The following is a 25134-nucleotide window of genomic DNA, read 5'->3' as shown; positions in this document are numbered from 1 at the left end:
CCGGCGAGGCCGAGCGCTCAGGCTGTCGCGGGCTGCTCTTCCAGCGGAACCTCGGCGCACTCTATCTCGAATCTCGCGCCGCCCTCGTCGCTTTCCGAGACCGTGATCTGCCACCCGTGCGCCCTGACGATGTCCCTGACGATCGCGAGCCCGAACCCGGTCCCCTCGCGGTTGGTCGTGTACCCCTGTTCGAGCACTTTGCCGCGCTTGTCCTCGGGGATCCCCGTGCCGGTGTCCTCGACGTAGAACCCGAACGTCTCGGACAGCGACCCGACCCGAACGGTCAGACCCGTCGTCTCGTTGTGTTCGGCGCTGTTTCGATACAGGTTCTCGAAAACATTGAGCAGCCGGTCTTTGTCTGCGTCGAGGGTGAGCGACGTGTCGACGACGAGGTCGGCCTCGGCGGTGTCGACGTTCTGCCACGCGGTGCGGGAGATGTCCTCGAGCCGCACCTCGGTTGTCTCGGTGATCACCTCGCCCGACCGAGCCAGCGTGAGGGCGTCGCTGATGATCGCCTCCATCCGTTCGAGCTGCCGCTGAACCGTCACGATGGAGTCTTCCTGCTCGCTTCCGGCGTCCGATGCGAGCATGTCGACATGACCGGTCGCGACGTTCAGCGGGTTTCGGAGGTCGTGCGAGACGATGCTGGCGAACTGGTCGAGCCGCTCGTTCTGTCGCTCCAGCTTTCGCTTCTGCCGCTCTTTTTCCGTGACGTCGCGGGAGTTCAGCACGATACCCTCCACAAATTGGTCTTTGAGCAGGTTCCGCGCCCGTACTTCGAGAACCCGCCACTCTCCGTCGGCGTGCCGGAACCGAACCCTGTAGGAGCTGGTGTAGCCGTACTCGGTGCCGTGGGCGGAGAGTTCGGCGCGGAGTTCGTCTCGGTCGTTGGGATGGACGTTCTCGATGACGTTCGCACCGATCAACGCCGTCGGGCCGTAGCCGAGAATCTCTTCAACCGACTGGCTGACGTGCGTGATGTCTCCGCTCTCGTCGATCACCGCGATGACATCCGAAGACTGTTCGATGAGCCGTTTGAACCGCTCTTCGGCGATGTGTCGCTCGGTGACGTCGCGATAGATCAACAGCGACCCGATCGTCGCTCCGCTCCGGTCGGTCAGCGTTGTTCGGTTGATGTCGAAGAATCGAAGCGACCCGTCGCGCTCGACGGTCACGTCCGAGTCGGCGTCGTCGGTGCTCTCGTGGAACGAGTCGTACAGCGGAACCACCTCGGCCGCCGGTCGTCCGACTGGTTCACCCACTCCCTCGTCGAGAAGCTCCATCCCGGCCACGTTTACGTCGACGACGCGATCGTCGACGTCGACGACGTACACCGGGTCGACCATCTCGTCGACGAGGGTATGCCTCGCGATGGGAGCCAAATCGAGGAAGCCGAACCCGAAGAGCGCGACGGCGAACACGACGCCGGTAACCGTATTGGCGAACGCGGTCGGGTCGAAGGCCGACGACAGGTTACCCCTGTACAAGAGGAGGAAACTGCCGATAACCGGAATGATTCCACCGGAGAGCATCAGCAGGACCTGCGTGCGGTATTGGCCGCCACGCCTGATCCCGAAGACGAGCAGCAACGAGTACGTGGTGAGTATCAGGGTGTAGGTGTACGCCAGCGTCAACCAAAACAGCGGCCCGTTTGCTCGGTCGACGGCGGCCAGCGGAGCGGCGCTGCTGAACCCGCGAACGGTCCAGAGCAGGTCGTGTGCCGGTGCGGTCGCGACGAGCGCAAAGACGGCGGCCGGCCACGCGAGCAGGAGTGCCCAGCGGCGGCGAGTGAGGAGAGACTCCCGGCCGGTGTATATCAGTCCGAAGCGGAGTTGGGTCGGCCCGAGTCCGAGGATCCCGCCGAATTTGACGACCGTCCCGACCTGATACAGCGAGAGCGTCGTGCTCCCGGCGCGGATTCCGGTGCCCAGCGAGTAGAGGGACACACAGATCATCACCAGCGAGAACGCGACCGCGCCGCACACCTCTCTGCGCCGGACCGCGACGGCGGCGATGCCGAGGTTCAGCCCAGAGATGCCGAACAGGGCCCAAGAGACGATACCGGGTGAAAACCCCATACGAGGACGAATCCCCACCCGACAGATAAATCTATGGACATGTTTTCAGGCGTGGTAATAAGACCCGATCTGATGTGCGTTCGACGACCTCCGTAGGTCGAAATGATCGCCCTACACAGCCAAGAACGGTGTTTCACCGTACACACTCGCGGCTGTCGAGATCCGATTTGCTGTTCTTGCCTCGTGAGAATTACCAAGATTCCCGGTGAAAGTACCGCCTATGTGCCCGTCGACGAGGAGCGAGAGAGCGGGCCGAGGCAGCGCGTGCGAGCGACGAACGCACACGTTATCGATCCGCCGCGGGCTAAGCGGGCCGTGGCCAACGGCGACGCCTCACACCCGCCGGTACTCTCCGAGTCGCGTCCCGTCGAGCAGGTACGCGTCCCCAGTCGGGAGCGCGGCAGGGAGGAACGGTGCGAGGAACGACTGCCCCTCGACGTTGACCCACGTCCCGCCGGAGCGTTCGTTGAACGCGGGGAAGACGACGAGTTCGGGCGGGTCGGCGCCGTACTCCTTGTATCCGCCGTCCTCCACGAACGCCGCGGGATCGAGTGCCCCGCGGAGCCATGCGCGCTCGACGCGCGAGCCGCCGACCGCGTCCTCCAGTCGCACTTGGGGGTGTTCGTGGCCCATACACACCACGTCGGCGTCGAGCAGCTCGAGGTCCGGCCACGTGTGTCCGTGACAGACGGCGACGGTATCCCCGAGCACGCCGCCGCCCGCTCCGATCACGTCGAGGTCGTCAGAGAACGCCTCCGCGACGCCCGCGTCGTGGTTCCCCTCGACGAGCGTCATCGGGACGCGGTCCGTGACGGCGGTGATTAGGGTTTCCAGCTCATCGCGCTCGTCGCCGTCGGGCGCGCCGATCCGATGTGCGAGGTCGCCGAGAACGACGAGCCGGTCGGCGTCCGTCTCGGCGACGAGGTCGCAGAGCCGCTCGCGGCGCGCGTCGGCCCGGGAGTCGAGTTCGACGCCGCGCTCGTAGCGCAGGCCGACCTCGATGCCCGCGTGGACGTCCGCGACGAGCAGCGCGCGCTCGCCGCCGAGGTCGGCCACGGCCGCGGGCTCGCCGACGACCGGCTCGACCCGCGCCATCAGATCGGCTTGAGCAGCCCGTCGCCGGGCTCATAACACTGCCCGCTCATCAGCGCGTCCTGGATGGCGTCCTCGACCGCGCCGGGGTCGGCACCGTGCTCGTCGGCGACGCGCTCGACGACCGCCTCGCGGGGCGCCCCGTCGCCGTCGTCGAGGTCGTCCATCGCCGCGACCGCCGCGGCTTCGAGGTCGACGTCGCCGGCGTCATCCTCGTCGATTTCTCCGCCTGTCTCGGCCCCAGCCTCGGCATCGTCATCGGTCGTGGAGTCGGTGGCTTCGGGCTCGTCGCTTTCAGCACCGGGCGCGACCGCGTCGTCCGCGGCCGCCGCGGGATCCTCGGCCTCCTCGGCGAGTTCCTCCGGGTCGGGCACGTCGATGTCGGCCTCGCCGGGCTCGTCGACCTCGGTCCCGGTCGAGAAGTCGGTGCCGAACTCGGACTCGATCTCCTCGCGCTCCTCGTCGTCGAGCTGGTACATGTCGTCTGCGTCGGCGTCCGGGTCGAGGTCCGGGGTCGCGTCCGCGTCGCCGTCGGCGTCAGGTTCGAGGTCCGCGTCGCCGTCGGCGTCGAAGTCGCCGAGCCCACCTTCGCCGGTCGCGGCGTCGTCCTCGTCGACCGGGGCGTCACTCTCGGTGGAGTCGCCCGCGTCGCCGGGCGACTCGGGCTCGACAGACGGATCTGGTTCCGAATCGGTCGTTTCGTCCGCCGGGGATTCGGCGGACTCGTCGGTCGCCGTCTCGGTCGAGTCGTCGAGTGACAAGTCGGTATCGGCGGCCGATCCGGAGTCCACGGTCGGTTCCGACTCTGCGATCGACTCCGACTCCGCGGTGGGTTCGGCGTCGCCCTCTTCGGGAGACGGTTCCGGATCGGAGTCGTCGTCCTCGCCCGCGACCTCCTTGCTGTCGACCGTCTCCGTGGGCTCCGCGACCGTCACGTCGGTGTCCGGGAGCGGCCCGATCGCGGTCGCGTCGCCCTCGTCGGGGCTGATGTCGAGCGGACGGACCTCGTCGCGGTCGCCCGCGATCATCTCAAGGGCGTCGACCGCGAGCCGGCGGACCGCCTCGGCGTAGGCCGCGGTGGTGCCGTAGTGGTCGAGCGCCTTCGGGATCCCGGCCGCGAGGGGGGCGGGAGCGCCGCCCGTCTCCAGCGCGGCGCGGAGGTCGTCGCCCCGCAGGTCGGAGTCGAGGGCCTTCGCGAACACCGCGAGGCGGTCGAGGGTGGCCTCGGCGGCGGAGACCACCCAGCGGTCGCGGGTGTCGGCGTCGACCTCGTTGAGGCTCTCCGGGCGGACGGAGGTGAACACGCGGTCGGAGTCCTCGGGCTCGAAGGTGCGCGCCTTACCCGTGAGCGCGACGAACGCCGGCGGCTCGGCGCGTTCGAGGAAGGTCTGCGCCTCCGGCTGGTACTGGCCCGCGTACGTGACGAACGCGCCGGTGGGGTCGACGACGCGGCCGCGGCGCGTCTCGTCGTTGACGCGCTCGACCTCGGTGAGCACGCCGGCGGTGAACAGGCGGTTCACGCGCGCGCCGGTCGGCGTGACGACGTAGTTCGGGGCGCGCTCCTCGTCGCTCTCGGAGTAGGAGAGGGACGCGTCGTCGAACTCGGCGGCGAACACCCGGTAGGCGACCTCCCGGGCGCCCGGCCCGTCGTCGCTCATTCGCCCACCTCCGCGAGCGCGGCCCGGGCGTGGTCGGCCGGGTCGTCGTCCGCGAGCTCGAACTCGACCGCGTCGAGGGTGGCGCCGTAGTCGTCGACCGAGAGGTTCCCGCGGACGCGGTAGGCGCGTCCGACGAGCGTGTCAGCGATGTCGTCGGCGACGACCGCCTTGTCCATCGCGTCCTTCGCGGCGTCGAGGGCGTCGTCGAGCCCGCCGCCGTACACCTCGGCGGTGAGCTCGTCGTCCAAGACGACCGTGACCGTATCGGTGCCGTCGTCGAGGATCGCCTTCACGCGCAGGTCGTCCTCGCCGTCGACGTCGCCGTGGCTCCGGCACTGGCCGTTCTGGACGACGCGGCCGCACTCCGGACAGCGCTCGATGAGCCCGGAGCCGTCGCGCACTTCGAGGACGTTCCCGACGACCTCGACGTCGAACATCCCGCCTGAGCCGACCGCGTCGGCGACCGAGAGGCGCGGGGCGTCCTCGGCGACCTCGACCGGGTCAGGGAGCGGCGTCACCGTCGAGAACTCGGTGAGGTTGATCGAGGGGACGCCGCGGAACTCCCGAACGTACACGTCCTCGATCCGGAGGTCGGCGCCGGCCTCGATCTCCGAGCGCGGCTGCCAGTCGGTGAAGGGGAGCTTCGCCGTCTCGTCGCCGACGACCCCTTCGAGGATCTCCGTCTCGCCGTCGCGCCCGGAGATGGTCTTCTCGTCGACCTCCAGCACGCGGACCTCGACGTTGCGGCCGCGGTCGCCGGCCTTGATGTCGACGAGGCTGCGGTCGCCGCCGACCTCGCGGTCGACCTCGACCTCCTCGTCGGCGATGGCGACCGTCGTCGAGTCGTTGAGGTTGAGCTCCGGCGCCCCCTCCCACTCGCGGACGCCGGCGTTGCCGATCGTCAGCGAGTCGCCCGGCTCGAAGCCGAAGTCCTGCCACGCGGTGTAGGAGATCACGCCGGTCTCGTCGGCGATCTCTCCCTCGCGGATCGTGAGGTCGTCGCCCTGGTAGCGGATCGTGCGCGTCCCCTGGGTGAGGACTTTGACCGTGACCGTCACGCCGTCGTGGTCAGTGGTGATCTCGCCGACGTCGACGGCGTCGGGCGTGGGCGACGACCCGCCGCCACCGCCGCCGTGCTTCCGGCGGACGCTCTGTTTCGCCTCGTCGATCGGGACGCTGTACTCCAGTAGGTTCTCCAGGTCGGCTTTGACCTCCTCTTTGTCGACGCCGAGGTCGGAGGCGAGCTCCTCGGCATGGCTGTTGACGTCCATCGAAGCGAGGTTCGGCGCCGCCGCACAAAAGGATTCACCACCGCTCGGGCGACCCGCGCCGGGTCGGCGCCCCCCGAGGCGTCGCGGGCTCGGCGCCCCGCGCCCCCGCCGCGCCGCCGGCACAGCTAAACCGCTCCCGGTCGCAGGGGCCCACATGGACGACACCGACATCAATGTCGACGCGCGGATCGCCGAGGACCGCACGGTCATCGACGTGACGGGCACGAGGGACGTCGCCGTCGTCGTGCGGTCGGACGGCGGCGAGCGCATCTACCTCCCGCCGGAGGGGTTCGACGACCCGGTCTCCGGGTCCCCGTACACCTCACCGTACCAGGGCGCCGGCGCCGGCGGCGAGGAGAGCCCGTACGGCGGCGCGACCGGCAGCACGCGCGGCGTGATGGAGACCGCGGACGGCTTCCGGGTCACGCATCCGGAGCCGGTGACGGAGTTCGACGTGTTCCGAGGCGGCGAGGACTGACGGACGGATTCGCGAAGCGGGGGTTCGGACCGATTAGGCGACGTCTTCGTACACGGCGAGCGTGTCCTCGGCGACGTCTCCCCACTCGCGACGCTCGTACTGCGGCGGCTCCTCGCGGTCGAGCGCCTCGATGAGGCCGTCGACGATCGACTCGGAGTCCGTCTCGACCTCGACGAGGCAGCCGTCGGGGAGCACCTCCGCGACGCCCGAGGGGGTCGCGACGACCTGCGTCCCGGCTTCTAAGGCCTCCGTGATCGTGATCCCGAACGGCTCCGCGTAGGAGGGCGAGACGAACGCGTCCGAGGCGGCGTAGTAGTCACCCAGCTCGGCCTCGGGGACGTAGCCGACGAACTCGACGCGGTCCTCGATGCCGAGCAGCTCGGCGAACCGCTTCAGCTGGTCGGTCTGGTGGCCCGACCCGCCGACGACGAGCGTCACGTCGCGGCCGCGCAGCTTCTTGGTCGCGTACAGGAGGTGGGAGATCCCCTTCTGGTCGGTGTGGCGGCCGACGAAGAACAGCATCTCGCCGTCGATACCGAGGTCCTCGCGCACGTCCTTTCCGGAGAACTTCGGCGTCGAGAAGCCGTTGTACACGACCCGCGAGTCCGCGTCGTACAGCTCCCTGATGTCTTCGCGGACGATCTCGCTGACCGCGATGTTCGTGTCGGCGGCGTTCGCGAGCCGGCGCTCGGTCTCGACCTCGCGGCTCGGCGGGTCGATGTTGCGGTCGCTCGCCAGCGAGTGGAACGAGGAGACCCAGGTGGCGTCGGACTCGCGGGCGGCGGCGCGGCCGGGGCCGTACCCGAACCAGTCGTGGGTGTGGATCACGTCGTGGTCGGGCGCGAGCTCGGCGAAGCGGTCGGAGAGCTGCCCGACCCGCGCCGCGACGTCGCCCTCGCCGGTCTCGACGGGTTCGAGGCCCGGCTCGTCGTCGGGCGCGAACTCCGCGGGCAACACCAGCGTGGCGTCGACGCCGAGGTCGTCGCGAAGCCCGGTGAACAGTTCCCCTACGTGGACGTCCAGCCCGCCGGTGATGTTCGGCGGGAACCCCCACCCCAGCATGAGTACGCTCGGCGGCATACACCCCCGTTTCGGGAGTCGGCACTTAGGTATGCCCCTCGTGGCGTGCGGCGAAGCGAGGCAGAAAGGGGTGGAGGGAATCGGAGAGAGTCGGGCGGAGAAGGAAGTCGCCCGCGATCAGGCTGGGTGGAGAAGGAAGTCGGTCCGCTGTCAGGCGGCGCAGAGAAGCGAGTCGGTCCGCTGTCAGGCGGCGCAGAGAAGCGAGTCGCCGCGGTCAGGCCGCGCGGACCGCGTCGCGCAGCGCGTCGGTGCGCTCGGTGATCGACCCGGCGGCGTCCGCGAGCACGTCGAGCGGGTCGCCCTCCTCGGCCTTGACGGTGAGGACGGGCTCGGTCTGCCCACCGGACTGCTCGGGATTCATGTCGTAGGTCGCGGCCGCGACGTCGTCCGACTCCAGCAGGGCGCCCTTCAGCACGTTCATGAACGTGTGGTCCTCGCCCGCGATCTCGATGTGGAGTTCCGTGTCGGTCTTCTCGATGACCCGCAGTTCCATACCCGAGAGGTCGGGCGAGCGGCGTTTCAAGCTTTCGTCTCCCGAATATCGACGGATGCGGACGGATCGCACGCGACCCGAAAGCGTATGCCCCCCGCTCCGGTGCCCGCCGTATGGAGATCCGACGGTTGCCGGCGACGGAGCCGGCCGCGGAGCGGTACGCGAGGGAGCTGTGGCTTCCCTACCACCGCGACCTCGCGGCCGCCGTCGACGCCCACTCGCTCGCCGACCGGCCCGACGACGAGCTGATCGCCGCGGAGGCCGCGTTCCGGCTCGACCTGCTCCGTGAGGACGCGGACCGTCGCCTGTGGGTCGTGTCGGTCGATTCGGAAATCGCTCCGGGCGACGTCGATTCCGGGGCGCTCGATCCCGAGGAGCCCGCGCCCGTCGGGGTCCCCGACCCGGACCGCGACCTCGTCGCGTTCATCTCGACGAGCGTTGACGAGTGTCCGGAGGTGTTCGACCGGCCGGACCGGCTCGTGGTCGGCGATATCTACGTGGACGAGTCGTATCGGGGGACGGGACTCGCGGACCGGTTGATGGGGCGAGCAGAGGTAGATGCGCGCGGGCAGGGCTGCGGAGAACTCCGCCTCGACGTGGACATCGACAACGAGCGCGCGACGGCGTTCTACGAGAAACGGGGGTTCGAGCCGTACCGGAAGCAGCTGACACGAGAGGTGGAGTGAGCGGACTGTTTATAAGTCGTTGATTGAGGATCGGTGACGGACTCCGCCAGATTCCCAATCGTTTGCTTATAAACCACTAATCCCAGATCGGCGGCGAACACCTCCAAAGCCCCAGCCGCGAGGCCGCAGTACGCTCGTTGCGCTCCTCGCTCGCGTTGCTCGCTGCGGTGCTTACGTCGTCATCAGAACGCGGAGCGTTCTGATTGGCTCACGAGAGCTTTGCTCTCGTGAACGCCTACTGCGGCCTCGCGGCTGCCCCTTTGAGTCCCACCCCGCACCGCACGGCACCACCGGAAGACGTTCCTGCTCGCTCACTTCGTTCGCTGCGCGGGCTGCGACTTCCGTACTCCCGCTCGCTCCCTTCGGTCGCTCGCGGGGCCACAGCCTCACGCCTCCCCAGCCTCGTCGCTCACGCCCTGCGGGCGTTCGCGACTCCCTCGCGCGTGCTGTCGCCGGCGCGGAGCGCCGGCTTCCAGAGGGACCTTCGGTCCCTCGCGGCTCGGCCGCGGGGCGGCCTCGCAGGCACGCGCCACCGCATTATTCCGCACACCGATCAGAAGTTGGGTTTATAAATAGTGCCACGAGCGGTTCCTCGTTCACGACGACCTGCGGCAGCGCGGCCGCTACACGGTCGATAAACGCAAAACGGGTCGCGTCGGTCGGCCGAGTCGTTACTCGTCGGCGTCGACCGCGACTTCGTCGGCGTCGACGTCGACGGCGGCCTCCTCTTCGGCGGCGACCTCGCGCGGGCGCGCTTCGAGGGTCAGCTTCTGGACCTCGACGCGACGCAGCGGGTAGATCTCCTTGGCGTCGCCGTAGATGGCCGACGAGAGGTTCCCGTCGACGATCGCGTCGACGAACGCCTCGAAGGTGCGCTCCTCGGCGGCGGCGTGGACCTTGTCGATCATGATCCGACGGATCGCCTTCTCCTGGGAGCGGTCCGCCTTCTTCGTCGTCAGCGCGACGGGCTGGACGCGGATCCGGTAGTCGTCCGTCGTCAGCACCGTGATCGACGCCTCGACCTTCGAGGCGCCGCGGCGGACGAGCGAGCGCAGGTAGTCCCGCGTCAGCTCGTATTTGATGAACTCGGTGTACGCCGAGTCGCTGCCGACGTCGGTGATCTTGAACGTCAGCTTCGTGTTGTTCGCGTTGGAGTCGCCCGTCAGCTGGTCGAGCGTCGTCGTGATCGTGCGGCCGACGACCTGCTGGGGCTCCTCGGCGAGCGTCTCGCCGAGCTCCTGTCGGTCGAACTGTTCGGGCGCCAGCACGGTGTACCAGCGCTTCTGTTCTCTGCTCTTGGATACGGATCGTTCGCTCATATGTCGGGTTGTGTGTCGGTGTCGGTCGTCTGCGGTTCGTCTGTGGAGTCGAGGGTGTCGGTGGAGTCGGCGTCCGCGGCGGCAGCGGTGTCGGCGTTCGCGGCGATATGCGACTGAGCGCGCTCGACCACGCGGTCGGCGACGCGCAGGTTCACGAGGTGGTCGTCCAGCGTCGACTGGAGCCCCCCGGTCGTCGGGCGCCCGACGGCACAGGCGACGACGTCGCCGTCGACGCGCGTGCGCATCGAGTCGGTCTCGTCTGGTCCGAGCGCGGCCGCGACCGTCGCGGCGTCGTCGTGCGTCGTCCGGACCGTCGCGGTCCGTTTCGCGTCGTCGACCATCTCAGATCGCCTCCCTGAGCGCAGCGAGCGCCGCCGTAATGTCGGCGTCGCTCGCATCGCTTGCGTCCGGTTCGACGGCAATCCCGCCGCGTGCGGGGGTCCCCCAGCCGTCGCCGCCGACCTCGCCGGCGGCGGTGCGGCAGGCGTCGCCGAGGCTGATCGGCTCGGCGGCCGCGTCGCCCGCTGCGCGGCCCCCACCGGTCGCGGCGGCCGCCAGCCGACCCGCGCCCTCGTCGAGCGCGACTGCGACGGGCTCCGGCGATCGGAAGTCCCGGACGAGCCGGGCGACCGTCGGCAGGACCGCCAGCGAGGCGTCGACGCGGGCGACGACGCAGCCGTCGTACCGGCCGACCGTCGCGGCGTCGAGCGCGCGGTGGGCCGCCAGTCCGTGGCGGCGCCACGCGTCGAGCGCGGCCGACCGGAGCGACGGGTCCGGGTCACTCGCGAGCGCGAGCGCGACGCCCGTCCCGGGCGCCTCCCGGGCGAGCGCGTCGAGCACGTCGGCGTAGCCGCCGACCGTCTCGAACGGGTCGTCCGTCGCGTACGGGCGGAGCGCGCGCTCGACCGCCGAGGCCGCGCGCTCGCTCGCGTCGTCGCCGTCGACCGCGTCGACCGCGACCAGCGACGCGAAGCGCCGGCGATCGTCGGCGTCGGGGTCAGCCGGCAGCCCGAGGGGGGCGAGCGCGTCGCGCGCCGCCTCGGGGTCGCCGGAGTACCGCGTCGACGCGAGCGTCGAGGCCGCGAGGGCCTCGGCTCGGGACGGTGAATCCTCGGTCGCACCTGAAACCGGAAGCGCGACGCCGGGCCGGCGCTCGACGCGGCCGGCCCGCTCCGCGGCGTCGAGCGCGTCGCCGGAGCCGTCAGCGCCAGGAATCGACCCGGCCGCGACGACGCCGGCGAGCGCGACCACGGGGTCGGGCTCGGCGCCGAGCGCGCGGGCGACCGCGAAGGCCGCCGTGCTTGCCGGCCGTCCCGTGCCCGGAATCGCGTGCGGGCCGCGGTCGACGCCGACGGCCACCGCGACGCCGTCGTCGACGTCGTCGGGGACCGGGCCGGGGTCGACGCGCGCCTGGAACGGCGTGCCCGTCGCTCGGAGCGCTCGCGCGAGCAGCCCCGCGGCTGCCAGCGCGTCGCCGTCGTCGGTCGCGACGAGCCGAACGAACGGCGCGTCTGCGAGGACGCCGGCGAGCGCGTCGGGGGCGGGCGTGGCGGACGTCGCTTCGGTCATGGGGTGGGTCTCGTGGTGGGCTGTCGCCGCGTCGGGCCGCTTACTCCTCTAAGAGCTCGACGGCGTTCTCGTAGGTGTACGTGAATTCCTCGTCGATCTCGTCGCCGCGGTAGTAGTTCGCGAGGCGGCGGATCTTCGACTCCGTGTTCTGGAGCGCGCGCTTGTTCTGGTGGTCCTGCCCGTTCTCCTCCATGTGGCGGCGCAGGCGGATCGCCTGCGTCATGAGGTTGCGGAGGTCCTCCGGGATGTCGGCGTCGGCGTCGTGTTCCTCGAGGATCTCGGTGACCTTCTTGCCGGTCGCCAGCTTCACGTCGGGGACCGGGACGCCCTTGACGCCCTCGTCGCGCAGCTTGAGGCCGATGACGCTGGGGTCGTGGCCCTGCTCCGCCAGTTCGACGACGCGGGACTCGATGTCCTCGGCGTCGACGTCGCTCCACTCCGGGGTCTCGTCCGTCGCCGGTTTGTCCGAACCGGACGAACCGCGACGGCGCGTGTGCATTCGTGCCATTGTCTGTCTGGTTGGAACGGCACAACCGCAACGTGACCGCGACTCCGCGCGGCGCGGCTACGAATCCCTCGCGGAGCGAGCGATCCGACCGGACGGGCCGCGCGAGCGGCCCGACCGACCGCGACGCCGGAGGCGTCGGCGCACTGCTACATTCCCAAGCCGCGGGCGAAAGGGCCCCGGCGAGTCGGATCTGCAGCTGTGCTGTTCCCGTGTGTGGAGTCGCCGTCGGGGTCCTTAAGCGTGTTCTTGTGGACTGGAGCGGTGAGGCCCTCCCCGCGCCCGCCACGACCCGTTTCTCCCGCGTCAGTCGCTGGTTCGTTCCGCGCGAACTCTACGCAGAGGGGAGGATTTAGGTAGGTCGTCGGTATCGGGAGGGTTGTGAACGATCGATGACCGACACGACAGACGAGGGTCCGTCGGCGACCGACGGCGGGGACCCGCCCGACGGAAGCGAGTTCGGCGTCGGCGAACAGGACAGCGACGGCCCGCGGATCGAGTTCCGCGGCGGGAAGTGGGCGAGCACGGTCCCGCTCGCCTTCTTCATCGGCTGGGCGATCTTCCAGAGCGGCGTCCTCGGGATCGGTGACACCAACGGCCTCGTCGTGGGTGCGCTGATCGGGACGACGCTCGGGATGTTCCTCGTGCGCGGCGACTGGAAGGCGTACGCGGACACCATCTTCGAGGGGATGACCCAGCGCGTGGCCGCGACCGCGATCGTCGCGTGGCTGTGGGCCGGCATGTTCGCCGAGACGCTCCAGGTCGGCGGGTTCGTTGAGGGGCTCATCTTCGCGGCCGACGCCCTGAACGTCGGCGCAGCGACGTTCCCGGCGGCCGCGTTCATCCTGTGCGGCCTTCTCGCGACCGGCATCGGCACGGGGTACGGCGCGACCGTTGCGTTCGTCACCCTGTTCTTCCCGGCCGGGGTCCTCATCGGCGCGAACCCGGTGTTGCTCTTCGCCGCGATCTTGTCCGGGGCCGTCTTCGGTGACAACCTCGCGCCCGTCAGCGACACGACGATCGTGAGCGCGGTGACACAGGACGCCGACATCGGCGGCGTCGTCGCCTCGCGGTTCAAGTACGCCATCGCGGCGGCGATCCCGGCGCTCGTCGCCTACCTGATCGCCGGCTCCGTCATGTCCGGCGTGGAGCTTGAGGGCGCCGTCGCGCTCCGCGAGTCCGCGAACGCGCTCGGCTTAGTCCACCTGCTCTCGATGGGGATCGTCATCCTCACCGCCGTCGCCGGCCGCCACATCGTCGAGGCGATCTCGTGGGGCCTGCTGGTCGCGGTCGTCTTCAACCTCCTGTTCGGACTGTCGAGCGCCAGCGACATCGTCGTCTTCACCGTCACGGAGGCCGGGTCGCTCTCCGGGCTCCCGGTCGTTGAGGTCGGTGAGACCGCGGGCGTCGGCGGGAGCCTCTACTCCGGCGCGGTCGGCTTCTTCCCGCTCATCGTCCTCACGCTGCTCATCGTCGCGATGGCGCAGATCATGATCCGCGGCGGCGGCTTCGAGGCGATCCAGACGTTCCTCCTCGACCGCGTCGCGACGACGGTCCGCCGCGCGGAGCTGACGATGGTCCTCGGCACCGCGACGATCAACGGGATGATCACGATCAACACCGCGGCGGAGATCGCGATCGCCCCGTACGTCGCCCGCATCGGCGAGAAGTTCAACATCAACGGCTACCGCCGCGCGAACATCCTCGACGCCAACACCTCCGCGCTCGGCTACATCTTCCCGTGGGCGGGCGGCGTCCTGGTCGGGTACCAGGTGATGGTCGGTCCCGACGGCCTCGGTTCCCAGTACGGCCCCGAGATGGTCGTCAACCCGATCGAGGTCGTGCCGTACGTGTTCCACGGCTGGTTCCTCGTGGCGATCTTCGTCCTCGCCGCGATCACCGGCTTCGGGCGGGAGTACATTCCCGACCGCGTCTCCGAGGAGGTGTCGCGCGCATGAGCGTCTTCGACAAGTTCCTCGCCGGCTGGTCGTTCCGGGGGTCGAGGCCGGACTACGCGGCCGGTGACGTCCTCGAAGTGATGGTGACCGGCGAGGACGGCGGCGGTCACGTCGCCCGAATCGGCGACTCGACGCTCCAGATCGAGGGCGCGCCGGACGACGCGATCAACACTCGGATCATCGTCGACGTGGAGTCGTGGGACGACTCGGCGCACGCCGGCCGAGCGACCTACCGGAAGACGGTGGGCGAGAGCGCGTTCTAATCGGCGGTCGACGGTTCGGTTTACTTTTTGATCGATTCCGTCGATCGTTTATAAACGGCTGATGGCGGAGCGACAGCGAACGCCTCCAAAGCCCCAGCCGGTCGCATATAAATGGCTGCCGGCGGAGCGACGGCGAACGCCTCCAAAGCCCCAGCCGCGAGGACTCGATGCGCTCGCTGCGGTCCTCGGCGCTCACTCCGTTCGCGCCTGCGGTCCTTACGTCGCGCGTCTTCGTCCTCGCGGCTGCCCCTTTGAGTCCCGCCCCGCACAGCACCGCGCCTCAGGCCTCCCCAGCCTCGTCAGTCGCCTCCGCTTCGCTCCGGCGACTGACTCCCTCGCGCGTGCGACTCGCGGCCTGTCGGCCGCTCGTCGGCACGCGCCGCCGCAGTTGTTTTTAAATATAATGTCGTCGCAGCGATGTTCAGCCGCCGCGAATCGCCGCGGACCCGCGCGGACCGGGGCGCTTTTTATGACCACGCTCGAATCGGAGGGTGTGCTATCGGTCGAGCTACACGCGCACTCCGCGCTGTCGTACGACGGGCGCGACCCGGTCGAGCTCCTCTTGGAGCAGGCGGCCGCGGTCGGGCTCGACGCGCTCGCCGTCACCGACCACGACGAGATCGACGCCAGCATCGAGGCGGCCGAGAAGGCCCCCGAGTACGGCCTCGTCGGCATCGTCGGCATGGAGGTGACCTCGGCGGTCGGCCACGTCCTCGCGTTCGGCATCGAGGAACGCATCGAGACCGGCCTCCCCTTCGACGAGACGCTCGACCGCATCCGCGACCAGGGCGGGATCGCGGTCGTCCCCCACCCCTTCCAGAAGTCCCGCCACGGCGTCGCCGCCCACATCACCGACGAGCAGCTGGCGAGCGCCGACGCCATCGAGGTGTACAACTCCCGGCTGTTCACCGGGCGCTCGAACCGACAGGCCGAGAAGTTCGCCGTCCGCAACGGCCTCCCGATGACCGCCGGCAGCGACGCCCACATCTCCGAGATGGTCGGCCAAGCGGTGACGGAGGTGGGTGCCGACGAGCGCTCCGCCGCCGCGATCCTCGACGGCATCGCCGACGGCCGGACGAGCGTCGTCGGCAAGCGCACCCCGTGGCGGATCTCGCTCAAGCAGTTCGGCGGCGGCGCCAAGCGCCGCGCGCTCCGCACGCTCGACGCCCTCCGGTGACCGCGATGCCGACTTCACCGCCAACCGAACTGCGCGGCGCCTCCGCAGACCGCGTCCGCACCGCGCTCCGCGACGGCGAGCCCCTCCCCGGCGGGCGCGGCTTCGCCGGCCTGCTGGCCGAAGCGCCAGATCGCGAGGGACCGGTCCTCGTCCGCGACGTACTCGGCCGGCAACCGCTGTTCGTCGAGCGCGAGGCGCTCGACCCCGAGACCAACCGCCGACCGACGGCCCCAGAAGCGTGGGCCTTCGACCGTGACGGGCTCGACGACCCGGAGTCGGTTCCCGCCGGGAGCGTCGTCTCGGCAACGGGAGCCGAACGCGTCTGGCGACTCCCCGACTCCGAGCCGACCGCTGACCGAGAGGCCGCGCTGTCGGCGGTCGACGACGCGGTGAGCGCGGCGCTCGACGACCTCGGATCCTCTCCTTCCTCGGTAAACACAGACGGAACCGCTGACGGCGACCTCGCGGTCGCCTTCTCCGGCGGCGTCGACTCCGGGCTCGTCGCGGCCGCCATCCCAGAGGCCCCCTGTTACGTCGCCGGCTTCGAGGGGAGCCATGACGTCGCCGCCGCGCGCGACGCCGCGGACACGATGGACCGCGACCTGCGGGTCGTCGAGATCACGCACGACGACCTTAGGCGCGCCGTCCGCGCCGTCGCGGCCGCGACCGGTCGCCGAAATCCGATGGACGTCGCCATCGCGGTGCCGCTGTTCCTGACGGCCGAGGCGGCCGCCGCGGACGGGTTCGACCGGCTCGCGGTCGGGCAGGGCGCCGACGAGCTGTTCGGCGGGTACAGCAAGGTGGTCGACCCGGCGGACGACCCTCGCGTCAACGCCGAAACCGTCCGCGGGGCGCGGACCGAGACCGTCCGCACGCTGCCCGACCAACTGGAGCGGGACGCCCTCGCGCTCCGCGCCGCCGGCGTCGAGCCCGCGACGCCGCTGCTCGACGACCGGGTCGTCGCCGCCGCGCTGGCGCTCCCCGACGACCTCCTCGTCGACGGCGGCGAGCGGAAGGTCGCGCTCCGCCGGGTCGCGGCCGGGCGCGTGCCGGAATCGGTTCACGGCGCGGACAAGAAGGCGGTCCAGTACGGCACGTACGTCTCCCGCGAACTCGACCGCCTCGCGCGGCAGGCAGGCTACAAGCAACGGATGGACGACCACGTCGAGAAGTACGTCGACGCGCTGTGTAGCGAGGAAAAACCGGCCGGTGAGGGCCGGAGCTGACCAAGTCGCCGCGTGGAGTACCAGTCCTGCGGCCGACGCCCATTCGAACGGGCGTCTACTGAAATATCGACAGGACGGATATAAAATCCGGGCAGTAGTGACAAATATGACTCGGCCGCGGCCGGGTAGAAAACGATCGTCCGCGGATGCGACCGATTACTGCCGAATCACTGCATCGTGAACCCGCTTTGCCGGAGAAAGTTCACGACCATCCGGGCGAAAACCGACCGGATCGCTGGCTCGCGGGCGGTCGCCGCGTCAGCGGACCAAGTACGGCTCGTTGCCGGCGACGAACCGTCCGAGGTCGCTCTCGCGCCGGAAGTCGGTCGAGCGCAGCTCTCCGAGCGAGTCGACGAGGCGGTCGGCGTCGCCGTCGGTCCAGTCGGCGGGGTCCTTGATCGGGACGACGAGCCACCCGGCGCCAAGCAGCTCCTCGCCGTGGAGCGCGTCCATGTCGATCTCGGTCTTCCAAGCCCGCGCGGTGTAGGTCTCGAGGACGTGTTCGGTCGCCCGCGCGCCCACCGGGAGCAGCACGTGGGCCGCGATGGCGCGGAGCTCGGCGTCGAAGAAGCGCTCCATGTCGTCGTAGGCGTCGTCGTCCGGCATCCCCTCGCTCTCGCACATGTGGAGGTACGAGAGGAACGTCCGGTCGGTCAGGACGGGGTCGATCGCCGTCGGGTCGCCGTCGCTCGCCACCCCGTCGGGAGCGACGCCGTCGGCGAGTCCCGCGATCAGTCCGGCTTCCGCGAGCGCCGACAGGAACGCGGGCGACCACGCCTCCCCGGTGAAGGGGACGCCCGCCGCGCTCCCGCCGTGGACGCCGGGGTGATCGCCGACGACGTGGAAGTCGGCGTTGGCGTCGCCGTAGCCGGGGACGAACGATGGGCAGTCGGGACGCATCCCGAAGGGGTTCCGGATCCGGTCCGTGACGTTCTTCACGCGACCGGTTAGGCGCGCAGTCGGTTAAATCCCGTTCGGTCCGGCGCGGTGCCCTCGCATGCGGTCGGAGCCGGCGGGACAGCTCCGAACGCGATCCGCCGATGCGAGGCGCACGAACCCCCGTGAATTCCCATAAGTTATGGAGATAAACGCCGTCGGGCCGGCTTGGGATACGCGTCGATCGGCCCGGGACGAGCGAAGTTTCAGGATCGTTAATTTATAACCGAAAAACGCATGACTGCGTCGGGGTCGCCTCGGCGCTAGGCACGGAAGATATTTATATATCCCCGCGTTCGGGTCGGGCAGAAGTCCAATGTTCGACCGCATCCGAACCGCGGCCCTCTTCGGGCTGCACCAAGCGACCGTCGCCGTCGGGATCTCGCTGTTCCCGATGGCCGTCTTCGCGCGTCAGCGCCTCGGTATCAACGTCCCCGTCGGCCGGCTCGTCGAGACCACCACCGAGGCGTTCGAGAGCGCCGCCGAGGAGTGATCACGCGCCCGCAGTAGCTCGTTTTGCCCAGCCGACTGAACGCCGAACCGACTCGGAGCGGCCGCGCCGTCGATCTTCTCGGGGCGCCGCTCCCGTCACCGCCCGGCTTCGAGACGGCGTACCTCCCCGCCGTCGGCCGGTCGTGACCCGGCGACGGATAGGCCCGTCGGAACCGGTCGGCGGCCCCCGAAGGGTTGCCTTTATCAGCGCGCCGAGCCAACGAACGTGTAATGCGAACACCGACTGGCGACCTCTCCGACGGGCCGTCCGCCGACCTGGGCCGCGACCAGCCCGTCTTCGGACCGGAGCTCGGCGAGTTCGAACACAGCGAGCGCCGCGCCGCGAAGGCGGAGGAGGACGGCGAGATGAAGACCGGAACCACGACCGTCGGCATCAAGGCCGACGACGGCGTCGTGATGGCGACCGACATGCGCGCCTCCCTCGGCGGCATGGTCTCCTCGAAGGACGTCCAGAAGGTCGAGGAGATCCACCCGCGCGGCGCCTTAACCATCGCGGGCTCCGTCTCGGCCGCCCAGAACCTCATCTCGACGCTCCGCGCCGAGACGAGCCTCTACGAGGCCCGCCGCGGCAAGGACATGTCGATGGAAGCGCTGTCGACCCTGACGGGGAACCTCCTCCGCTCCGGGGCGTTCTTCGTCGTCCAGCCGATCCTGGGCGGCGTCGACGACGAGGGCGCTCACATCTACTCCATCGACGCCCTCGGCGGCACGACCGAGGAGGAGTACACCGTCACCGGCTCCGGGTCGCAGTACGCGCTCGGTGTCTTAGAACAGGAGTACGACGACGACGTCACCATCGACGAGGCGAAGACCATCGCCGCGAAGGCGATCCAGTCCGCCGTCGAGCGCGACCTCGCCTCCGGCAACGGGATCAACGTCGCGGTCGTCACGGACGACGGCGTCGAGATCACCCGGTACAAAGAGTTCGACGACCTGCTGTAAGGCGGCCCGCCGACGAGGCGAGTTCGCCGACCGCTTTTCGCTGCGATTTTCGATGAAATCCGCTCGCTACCGGCTGGATCGTTCGCTGATCCGTTCGCTGTTCCGTTCCGAACTCACCGCCGCAGGCCCGGCGGGGCGCGGATCCCGTCGCCCCAGTAGAACCGCGGGCCGAGCAGGAGGTAGCCACAGGAGAGGAACAGCAGCGCGAACGCGAACCCCTCGCCGATCCACGCCGGGAGCGCGCCCGTCGCCATGTGGCCCGCGGGGGTGAGTATCACGGCGGCCTGCACGACGCCCATCACGAGCGCGTCCTGCGCGTGAAGGTCGGGGTACGTGACGGTCGAGCCCATGAGCAGCGCGAACGCGGTCGTCGCGGCGACAAGGAGGAGGGGCGCGGTGTAACCCGCGATGACCGCGGCCGCGAGCACCGTCGCCGCCAGCGTCGTCGGGACACCCACCGTCTCCCGGGCACCGTCCTCGTCGACCGTGTAGAGCCCGAGCCGGGCGACAGCGGCGGCGACGAACACCGCGCCCGCGCCGACGCCGGCGCCGACGAGGACGGGGTCGGTCGCGAACGAGCGCCCGTCGCAGACCACGGCGGCCACGAGCGCGGCGGGCGCGACCCCGAAGGACGCGACGTCCGCCAGCGAGTCGAGGTAGGGGCCGGCCGGCGTCGACCCGCGGTGGCGGGCGACGACGCCGTCGAGCCCGTCCGCGACCGCGGCGAGGAGGACGAGCCGGGCCGCGAGCGCGACGTCGACCGTCGCGGCGACGACGGCGAGGAAGCCGACGGCGGCGTTGGCCACGGTCACCGCGTCCGCGAGCCCGAGCCGCCGAGCGAACCGCAGAGGCATACCGTATCGGTCGACGAGCCGGGTTTTAGGGCTTGTTATCTCGTCGACCGCGGGCGGGCGGCCCGCGTCGTAGCGGCGGTTCCGCCGACGGTTCGCCAGTCGTCAGGGCACGTACCAGATGCCGCGCCCGAAGTCCAGCCACTCGCCGACGACGACGTGCGGCATCGCGATGACGCAGACGAAGATGGTGTAGAAGGCGACGGCCCCGGACAGGAGGGAGCCGCCGGCCAGCGGGTTCGGCGCGACGGTCCACAGGCCGGCCGCGACGGTTGCCGTCACCAGCGCGCCGACGACGAGGACGCCCCACGCGACGACGAGCGAGACGCCCTCCGTCCGGTCGGGCTGCTCCTGCTCGACGACCATGCTCCGCGCCGACTGCCGCAGCGAGTACCACAGCGGGAAGTAGAGCCCGATGGCGACGACGACGGGCACCAAGGCGAAGTACGCGACGAGCAGCAGCGTCTCCGCGGCGTCGAGGAGCCACGAGCGCTCGATGCCGCCGGTCGAGCGCAGGCTGGTCGCGAGCCCCCCGCCGAGGTGCGCGAGGACCGCCAGCCCGAACGCCCCGCCGAGCACGGTGGTGAACCCCTCGGGGTTCGACGCCGCCGGGCCGGCCAACCGACCGTCGAAGACGCCCAGCATGATGCCGGTGAAGCCGTAGAAGGTGTCCGTCCAGAAGACCGCAGGGACGACCATCACGGCCCCGCCGCGCACCAGCGCGGCCAGGGCGCGCTGCGGTCTGGTCGGAAGGTGGTCGGTGCCGACAAGCGCGTCCATTACGCGGAGATCGCCGTGTCCGCCCTTCGCGACCGCCGTCCCGAACGCGAGCGCGAGCGCGGGCAGGGGCGCGACGACGAACAGCGCCACGAAGGAGGCGACGAAGCCGAGGTACAGCGCCACGTACCGCGCGCCGAACGGGAGCCCCCGCCGGCGGAGGTTCGAGAAGTGTTCGTACCCCCCGTGCGGGAGGTTCAGCGCGACCATCCCGACGAGGTACGCGATCATCTGGGTCCGGAGCGACACGTCGGTGCCGGCCGCGGAGAGCGCGCCGAATCCGACCGCGAGCAGGAGCAACGCCGCGCGGGACGCACCGATGGCCGTCCGTTCCGGTTCACCGAGGAGCCGCCGCACTGGACTCGCCGTCGACGTCGACATGGGTGTCTATTGGGACGTTACGGGGTTAGGGCCTCGTCGCCATTATTCGGGCTTTTATGTTCCCGTTCGGCGGCGCGGCTGGGAACGAGGATATCGGGACGGCTTGCGTCAGTACGTGTGGATCACTTCGCCGCAGCGCGTACACTCGATCGTGTCCGACCGGAACAGCCGCTCCTTCTTCTCGGTGGGGCCGTTACATTCGGGGCAGACGCCGAGGTTCCGGCCGTCGGCCACGCGCGCGGACAGGTCGAGGAACTGGTCCTCCAGCTTGTCGATCTGCTCTGACTGCTCTTCGACGACCGATCGGAGCTCCTCGATCGTCTCGTCGCGCTCCTCGACCGCGGTCGACAGCTCCTCGATGCGCTGCTCGTACTCGTCGATCGCCTCGACGTCGATGGTGACGTCGTCGGCCGCTTCCGTTTCGACCTCCCGCTCCGCGGTGGTTTCTGTCGTCGACTCCGCTTTCGCTTCGGTGTCGTCGTCGGCCATACAGCATCACTAGGGCCCCAGGTTGATTACTTTCGGGCCGACAACGTATCCCTCGACGGGCGACGCGACGCCGGCAGCGACCACCGAGGAGCCCTGACGGTCGACCGCCCGCGGACGCCGATACCTAACTGGGTTGGCATCGATCTGAATAGAATATATACAGTATCATGAAGTGGGTATGGACCCGATAGCGCTACAGGCGGGATACGACCTGCTCGGGGACGGTCGCCCCGAGACGCTCTGGTTGGGTATAGGCACGCTACTAATGTTAATCGGGACCTTCTACTTCATCGTCAAAGGATGGGGGGTCACCGACAAGGAGGCTCGCGAGTACTACTCGATCACGATCCTCGTGCCGGGGATCGCATCGGCGGCGTACCTGTCGATGTTCTTCGGCATCGGCCTGACGGAGGTCACGGTCGCCGGCGAAGTGCTCGACATCTACTACGCGCGGTACGCGGACTGGCTGTTCACCACGCCGCTGCTGCTCCTTGACCTCGCGCTGCTGGCGAAGGTCGACCGCGTGAGCATCGGGACGCTCGTCGGCGTCGACGCGCTGATGATCGTCACCGGTCTCATCGGTGCGCTCTCGCACACGCCGCTCGCGCGCTACTCCTGGTGGCTGTTCAGCACGATCTGCATGATCGTCGTGCTGTACTTCCTCGCCACGAGCCTGCGCGCCGCGGCGAAGGAGCGCGGACCCGAGGTGGCGAAGCTGTTCAACACGCTGACCGCGCTGGTGCTCGTCCTCTGGACGGCCTACCCGATCCTGTGGATCGTCGGCACCGAAGGAGCCGGCGTCGTCGGCCTCGGCATCGAGACCCTGCTGTTCATGGTTCTCGACGTGACCGCCAAGGTCGGCTTCGGCTTCATCCTGCTCCGCAGCCGCGCGATCATCGGCGACACTGAGGCCCCGGAGCCCTCCGCGGGCGCCGAGCCCTCGGCCGCCGACTGATCGGCGGACCCGATCGACGCAGCGGAACAGCACGATTCAACCGTTTTCACCGTTCATTTTTCGACATGACCGACACTACACCCGAACAGCCGCCAGTGTTGAATACGCGCTCCGTCGTTGGGCTGGGCGCGTGCGCCGCGATCGCCCTCGTCGGAATATTCGTGATCCCGACGCTACAGGAGCCGAGCGGCGGACTCAACGTGCGGTTCTGGACGATGGCGGCGCTGGAGTTGCTCGCCATGGGCGGCGTCGTCTACTTCGTCCTCAACCTCCACGAAGAGCCGGAGTAACGACGGCGGTCCGCCGCCGAAGCCCGGGACGCCGCCCTCACTCCGCCGGCGGGTCGCTTCCCGACCGCTCGGCGTCGCCGCGCCCGTCGGGGGTCGAGGGCGACGTCTCGGCGAGCGCGCGCTCGAAGTGGTCACGCCCGACGGTCGGGTCGGCGGGCGGGCCGTCGTCGACGATCGCGTCCTCGATCGCGAGCAGCCCGGCCTCGCGGACCAGCGCCGCGAGGTCGCCGCCGCTGTACCCGGCGGTGCGGTCGGCGAGGGAGTCGAGGTCGACGCCGGAGGCCACCGGCATCTCCCGGACGTGAATCTCCAGGATCTCACGGCGCGCCTCGCGGTCGGGAAGCGGCGTCTCGACCGCCTTCTCGATCCGGCCCGGCCGGAGCAGCGCCTCGTCGATGGCCTCCGGGCGGTTCGTCGCCGCGATAATCGCGACGTCGGTGAGCGGCTCCAGCCCGTCGAGCTCTGTCAATAGCTGCGACACCACGCGCTCGCCGGCGCCCGTGTCGTCGCCGCTGCGCCTCGGCGAAATGGCGTCGACCTCGTCGAAGAAGATCACCGCCGGCGCGTTCTCGCGCGCCGTGGCGAACAGGTCGCGGACGGCCTTCTCCGACTCGCCGACGTACTTGTCGAGCAGCTCGGGGCCGTTCACCGGGATGAAGTTCGCGTCGCTGAGGCTTGCCGCGGCGCGCGCGAGCAGCGTCTTTCCGGTCCCCGGCGGCCCGTACAGCAGCACGCCGGACGGCGGTTCGATCCCCAGCGCCGCGAAGCGGTCGGCGTACTCCAGCGGCCAGTACACCGCGCGGACGAGCTCGCGCTTGGCGTCGTCGAGCCCGCCGACCTCGTCCCAGCCGACCGCGGGGAACTCGACGGTGACCTCCCGGAGTCCGGTGGGCTCGACCACGTCGAGCGCGGCGTCGAAGTCCGCCATCCGGATCGCGGTCCGGCCGTCCCGGCGGACCGCCCGCTCCAGCGCCGCGTCCGCGAGGACCGCGAGGTCGGCGAACACGTAGCCGTTGAGCCGCCCGGCGACCGACTCGAAGTCGACGTCCATCGCGAGCGGCGCGCCCTCGCAGAGCGCTTCGAGCGCGGCCGCGCGCTCCGCGGTCGTCAGCGGCTCGATCTCGATCTCGCGGTCGAACCGGCCGCCGCGGCGCAGCGCCGACGGTACCTCGCTCGGGTCGGTCGTCGCACCGATCACGACCGTCCGCTCCCCAGAGCGGAGTTCGTCGACGGTCGAGCGGAAGCGGTCCGCCAGCGCGGAGCCGCCGTCCTCGGCTCCGAGCGCCTCGAGGTCGTCGAGGAGGACCACGGTCGGCTCGCCGGCCGGGACGGCCTCGACGACGCGGTCGAGCCGGTCCGACCGGTCGCTCGCCCGCTCGCCGCGGAGCTGCGCCGCGGAGGCGCGGACGAGCGCCGCATCGGTCGCGGCCGCGACGGCCTCGACCAGCGTCGTCTTGCCCGACCCCCGCGGGCCGTGGAGGAGCAGCCCCAGCGTCGCGGATCCCGCAGACTCGAACGTCTCGGCGGCGTCGAACCGGGTCGCGACCGCGTCCCGGAGGCGCTCGAACGTCGCCGTCGGGACGAAGCCGTCGCCGGCGCCGGCCCCGCCGGGGCGCTCGGCCTCGACCGCCGGCGTTCCGTCGTCGGCCGCGACGGTGATCTCGGTCTCGTCGCCGACGACCGCCGGCGAGGAGGGAGACACGTCCCGCACGTCGAACCGGAGCGTGAGCGCGCCGCCGAGGCGCGTAACCTCGACCTCGTCGCCGACGGCGACCACGCGCCGGTCGAGCCGGCGGCGGATCGCGTCCTCGCTCCGCTCCAAGTCGACCGACTGGCGGAGCCGCAGCGTGACCGAGGCGGCGACCGGGAGGTCGGACGCCGCCACGGTGGCGGCGTCGCCCGGCTCGACCCCGGCCGTCCGCCGGAGCCGCTCGGGGAGGAAAACGGCCCGGGCCTCGCCGTCGACCGCGACGACAGGGGCGGCGACGCGCCGCGCGCCCTCGACGGTCACCGTGTCGCCGAGGCCGATCCCGAGGTCGTCGAGGACGGCTGCGGGGAGGCCGACTCGGTCACCGGGAACCGACGTGGGGGGCTCCCGGACGGGGACGCGCACGCTCATGTTCCGCGGGCCCGCTCGCGGGACGGCT

At 70.2% G+C, this 25134-nt stretch carries 25 protein-coding genes; 10 read left to right on the top strand and 15 right to left on the bottom strand.

The genetic code is table 11. The features are described 5' to 3' along the window. Positions 1-17: 17 nt before the first annotated feature. The 4 genes from ACOZ35_RS16055 to ACOZ35_RS16040 all read right to left on the bottom strand — a co-directional run bounded on the left by ACOZ35_RS16055 (position 18) and on the right by ACOZ35_RS16040 (position 6099). Positions 18-2078, bottom strand: coding sequence for a histidine kinase N-terminal 7TM domain-containing protein (locus tag ACOZ35_RS16055; RefSeq protein ID WP_424014498.1), 2061 nt, complete (start codon positions 2076-2078; stop codon positions 18-20). 333 nt (positions 2079-2411) lie between these two features. Continuing rightward, a complete protein-coding gene (locus ACOZ35_RS16050) occupies positions 2412-3173 on the bottom strand; it encodes a metallophosphoesterase (protein WP_424014497.1) in 762 nt (253 codons plus the stop codon). Then, on the bottom strand, positions 3173-4828 hold the full coding sequence (locus tag ACOZ35_RS16045; RefSeq protein ID WP_424014496.1) for a hypothetical protein: 1656 nt from the start codon (positions 4826-4828) through the stop codon (positions 3173-3175). Before ACOZ35_RS16045 ends, ACOZ35_RS16050 begins: the two co-directional genes overlap by 1 nt. After that, positions 4825-6099, bottom strand: a complete 1275-nt coding sequence (locus tag ACOZ35_RS16040) for a Single-stranded DNA binding protein (protein ID WP_424014495.1) — start codon at positions 6097-6099, stop codon at positions 4825-4827. Before ACOZ35_RS16040 ends, ACOZ35_RS16045 begins: the two co-directional genes overlap by 4 nt. A 154-nt stretch (positions 6100-6253) precedes the next feature. On the opposite strand from ACOZ35_RS16040, the gene ACOZ35_RS16035 reads away from it, so the two are divergent. After that, positions 6254-6577: a DUF7510 family protein gene (locus ACOZ35_RS16035; RefSeq protein ID WP_424014494.1), complete on the top strand. Its 324-nt coding sequence runs from the start codon at positions 6254-6256 to the stop codon at positions 6575-6577. Between the two features lie 33 nt (positions 6578-6610). On the opposite strand, the gene ACOZ35_RS16030 is transcribed toward ACOZ35_RS16035, so the two are convergent. Both ACOZ35_RS16030 and ACOZ35_RS16025 read right to left on the bottom strand, forming a co-directional pair. Beyond that, positions 6611-7639 carry a glycosyltransferase family 4 protein gene (locus tag ACOZ35_RS16030; RefSeq protein ID WP_424016087.1) on the bottom strand — a complete coding sequence of 343 codons (1029 nt, stop codon included), beginning with the start codon at positions 7637-7639 and terminating at the stop codon, positions 6611-6613. Between the two features lie 232 nt (positions 7640-7871). Beyond that, positions 7872-8150 carry a DNA-directed RNA polymerase subunit L gene (locus ACOZ35_RS16025; protein ID WP_004596453.1) on the bottom strand — a complete coding sequence of 93 codons (279 nt, stop codon included), beginning with the start codon at positions 8148-8150 and terminating at the stop codon, positions 7872-7874. A 113-nt stretch (positions 8151-8263) separates the two neighbouring features. Here ACOZ35_RS16025 and ACOZ35_RS16020 point away from each other — a divergent pair, with 113 nt between their 5' ends. Beyond that, positions 8264-8836: a GNAT family N-acetyltransferase gene (locus tag ACOZ35_RS16020; protein ID WP_424014493.1), complete on the top strand. Its 573-nt coding sequence runs from the start codon at positions 8264-8266 to the stop codon at positions 8834-8836. A gap of 671 nt (positions 8837-9507) precedes the next feature. On the opposite strand, the gene ACOZ35_RS16015 is transcribed toward ACOZ35_RS16020, so the two are convergent. From ACOZ35_RS16015 to ACOZ35_RS16000, 4 genes are read right to left on the bottom strand one after another with little or no spacing between them, the layout of a single operon-like run. Beyond that, on the bottom strand, positions 9508-10155 hold the full coding sequence (locus ACOZ35_RS16015) for a 30S ribosomal protein S3ae (RefSeq protein WP_424014492.1): 648 nt from the start codon (positions 10153-10155) through the stop codon (positions 9508-9510). After that, positions 10152-10496 carry a KEOPS complex subunit Pcc1 gene (locus tag ACOZ35_RS16010; protein WP_424014491.1) on the bottom strand — a complete coding sequence of 115 codons (345 nt, stop codon included), beginning with the start codon at positions 10494-10496 and terminating at the stop codon, positions 10152-10154. The genes ACOZ35_RS16015 and ACOZ35_RS16010 overlap by 4 nt, the downstream gene beginning before the upstream one ends. Before the next feature lies 1 nt (position 10497). Then, positions 10498-11724, bottom strand: a complete 1227-nt coding sequence (locus ACOZ35_RS16005) for an exonuclease RecJ (protein ID WP_424014490.1) — start codon at positions 11722-11724, stop codon at positions 10498-10500. Between the two features lie 40 nt (positions 11725-11764). Then, positions 11765-12232, bottom strand: coding sequence for a 30S ribosomal protein S15 (locus ACOZ35_RS16000; protein WP_424014489.1), 468 nt, complete (start codon positions 12230-12232; stop codon positions 11765-11767). A gap of 389 nt (positions 12233-12621) precedes the next feature. Here ACOZ35_RS16000 and ACOZ35_RS15995 point away from each other — a divergent pair, with 389 nt between their 5' ends. From ACOZ35_RS15995 to ACOZ35_RS15980, 4 genes are all read left to right on the top strand, one after another. Further along, positions 12622-14187: a Na+/H+ antiporter NhaC family protein gene (locus ACOZ35_RS15995; RefSeq protein WP_424014488.1), complete on the top strand. Its 1566-nt coding sequence runs from the start codon at positions 12622-12624 to the stop codon at positions 14185-14187. Then, complete coding sequence (locus ACOZ35_RS15990) at positions 14184-14450, top strand: DUF7513 family protein (protein WP_424014487.1); 267 nt, start codon at positions 14184-14186, stop codon at positions 14448-14450. Before ACOZ35_RS15995 ends, ACOZ35_RS15990 begins: the two co-directional genes overlap by 4 nt. A 493-nt stretch (positions 14451-14943) precedes the next feature. Next, on the top strand, positions 14944-15627 hold the full coding sequence (locus ACOZ35_RS15985) for a PHP domain-containing protein (RefSeq protein ID WP_424014486.1): 684 nt from the start codon (positions 14944-14946) through the stop codon (positions 15625-15627). A 5-nt stretch (positions 15628-15632) separates the two neighbouring features. Continuing rightward, entirely contained in the window at positions 15633-16853 is a 1221-nt protein-coding gene (locus ACOZ35_RS15980) for an asparagine synthase C-terminal domain-containing protein (RefSeq protein WP_424014485.1), read from the top strand. Positions 16854-17111: 258 nt separating this feature from the next. Here the strand turns inward: ACOZ35_RS15980 and ACOZ35_RS15975 are convergent, their stop codons facing one another. Then, positions 17112-17792, bottom strand: coding sequence for a uracil-DNA glycosylase family protein (locus ACOZ35_RS15975; RefSeq protein ID WP_424014484.1), 681 nt, complete (start codon positions 17790-17792; stop codon positions 17112-17114). A gap of 313 nt (positions 17793-18105) precedes the next feature. Between ACOZ35_RS15975 and ACOZ35_RS15970 the strand changes: the two genes are divergently transcribed. Together ACOZ35_RS15970 and psmB are read left to right on the top strand one after the other, a co-directional pair. Then, the gene (locus ACOZ35_RS15970) at positions 18106-18282 is read left to right on the top strand and encodes a hypothetical protein (RefSeq protein WP_424014483.1); all 177 of its coding nucleotides are present in this window, start codon (positions 18106-18108) and stop codon (positions 18280-18282) included. 230 nt (positions 18283-18512) lie between these two features. Further along, a complete protein-coding gene (psmB, locus tag ACOZ35_RS15965; protein ID WP_424014482.1) occupies positions 18513-19244 on the top strand; it encodes an archaeal proteasome endopeptidase complex subunit beta in 732 nt (243 codons plus the stop codon). A 113-nt stretch (positions 19245-19357) separates the two neighbouring features. Here the strand turns inward: psmB and ACOZ35_RS15960 are convergent, their stop codons facing one another. From ACOZ35_RS15960 to ACOZ35_RS15950, 3 genes are all read right to left on the bottom strand, one after another. Further along, the gene (locus ACOZ35_RS15960; RefSeq protein WP_424014481.1) at positions 19358-20098 is read right to left on the bottom strand and encodes a protein sorting system archaetidylserine synthase; all 741 of its coding nucleotides are present in this window, start codon (positions 20096-20098) and stop codon (positions 19358-19360) included. Between the two features lie 102 nt (positions 20099-20200). Then, positions 20201-21253: a Brp/Blh family beta-carotene 15,15'-dioxygenase gene (locus ACOZ35_RS15955; protein WP_424014480.1), complete on the bottom strand. Its 1053-nt coding sequence runs from the start codon at positions 21251-21253 to the stop codon at positions 20201-20203. A 108-nt stretch (positions 21254-21361) separates the two neighbouring features. After that, positions 21362-21742: a hypothetical protein gene (locus ACOZ35_RS15950; protein WP_424014479.1), complete on the bottom strand. Its 381-nt coding sequence runs from the start codon at positions 21740-21742 to the stop codon at positions 21362-21364. A gap of 178 nt (positions 21743-21920) precedes the next feature. On the opposite strand from ACOZ35_RS15950, the gene ACOZ35_RS15945 reads away from it, so the two are divergent. Further along, positions 21921-22697, top strand: coding sequence for a bacteriorhodopsin (locus tag ACOZ35_RS15945; RefSeq protein ID WP_424014478.1), 777 nt, complete (start codon positions 21921-21923; stop codon positions 22695-22697). Positions 22698-22762: 65 nt separating this feature from the next. Then, positions 22763-22987, top strand: a complete 225-nt coding sequence (locus tag ACOZ35_RS15940; RefSeq protein WP_424014477.1) for a hypothetical protein — start codon at positions 22763-22765, stop codon at positions 22985-22987. A 37-nt stretch (positions 22988-23024) separates the two neighbouring features. Here ACOZ35_RS15940 and ACOZ35_RS15935 read toward each other — a convergent pair whose 3' ends face one another. Beyond that, positions 23025-25106 (bottom strand): AAA family ATPase, encoded by a 2082-nt coding sequence (locus ACOZ35_RS15935; RefSeq protein WP_424014476.1) that lies wholly within the window; start codon positions 25104-25106, stop codon positions 23025-23027. Positions 25107-25134: the final 28 nt, after the last annotated feature.

Source organism: Halorubrum xinjiangense (assembly GCF_049604745.1).
Lineage (GTDB): Archaea > Halobacteriota > Halobacteria > Halobacteriales > Haloferacaceae > Halorubrum > Halorubrum xinjiangense_A.
The sequence above is the reverse complement of the archived record's forward strand: the minus strand, read 5'-3'. Positions and strand labels throughout refer to the sequence as shown.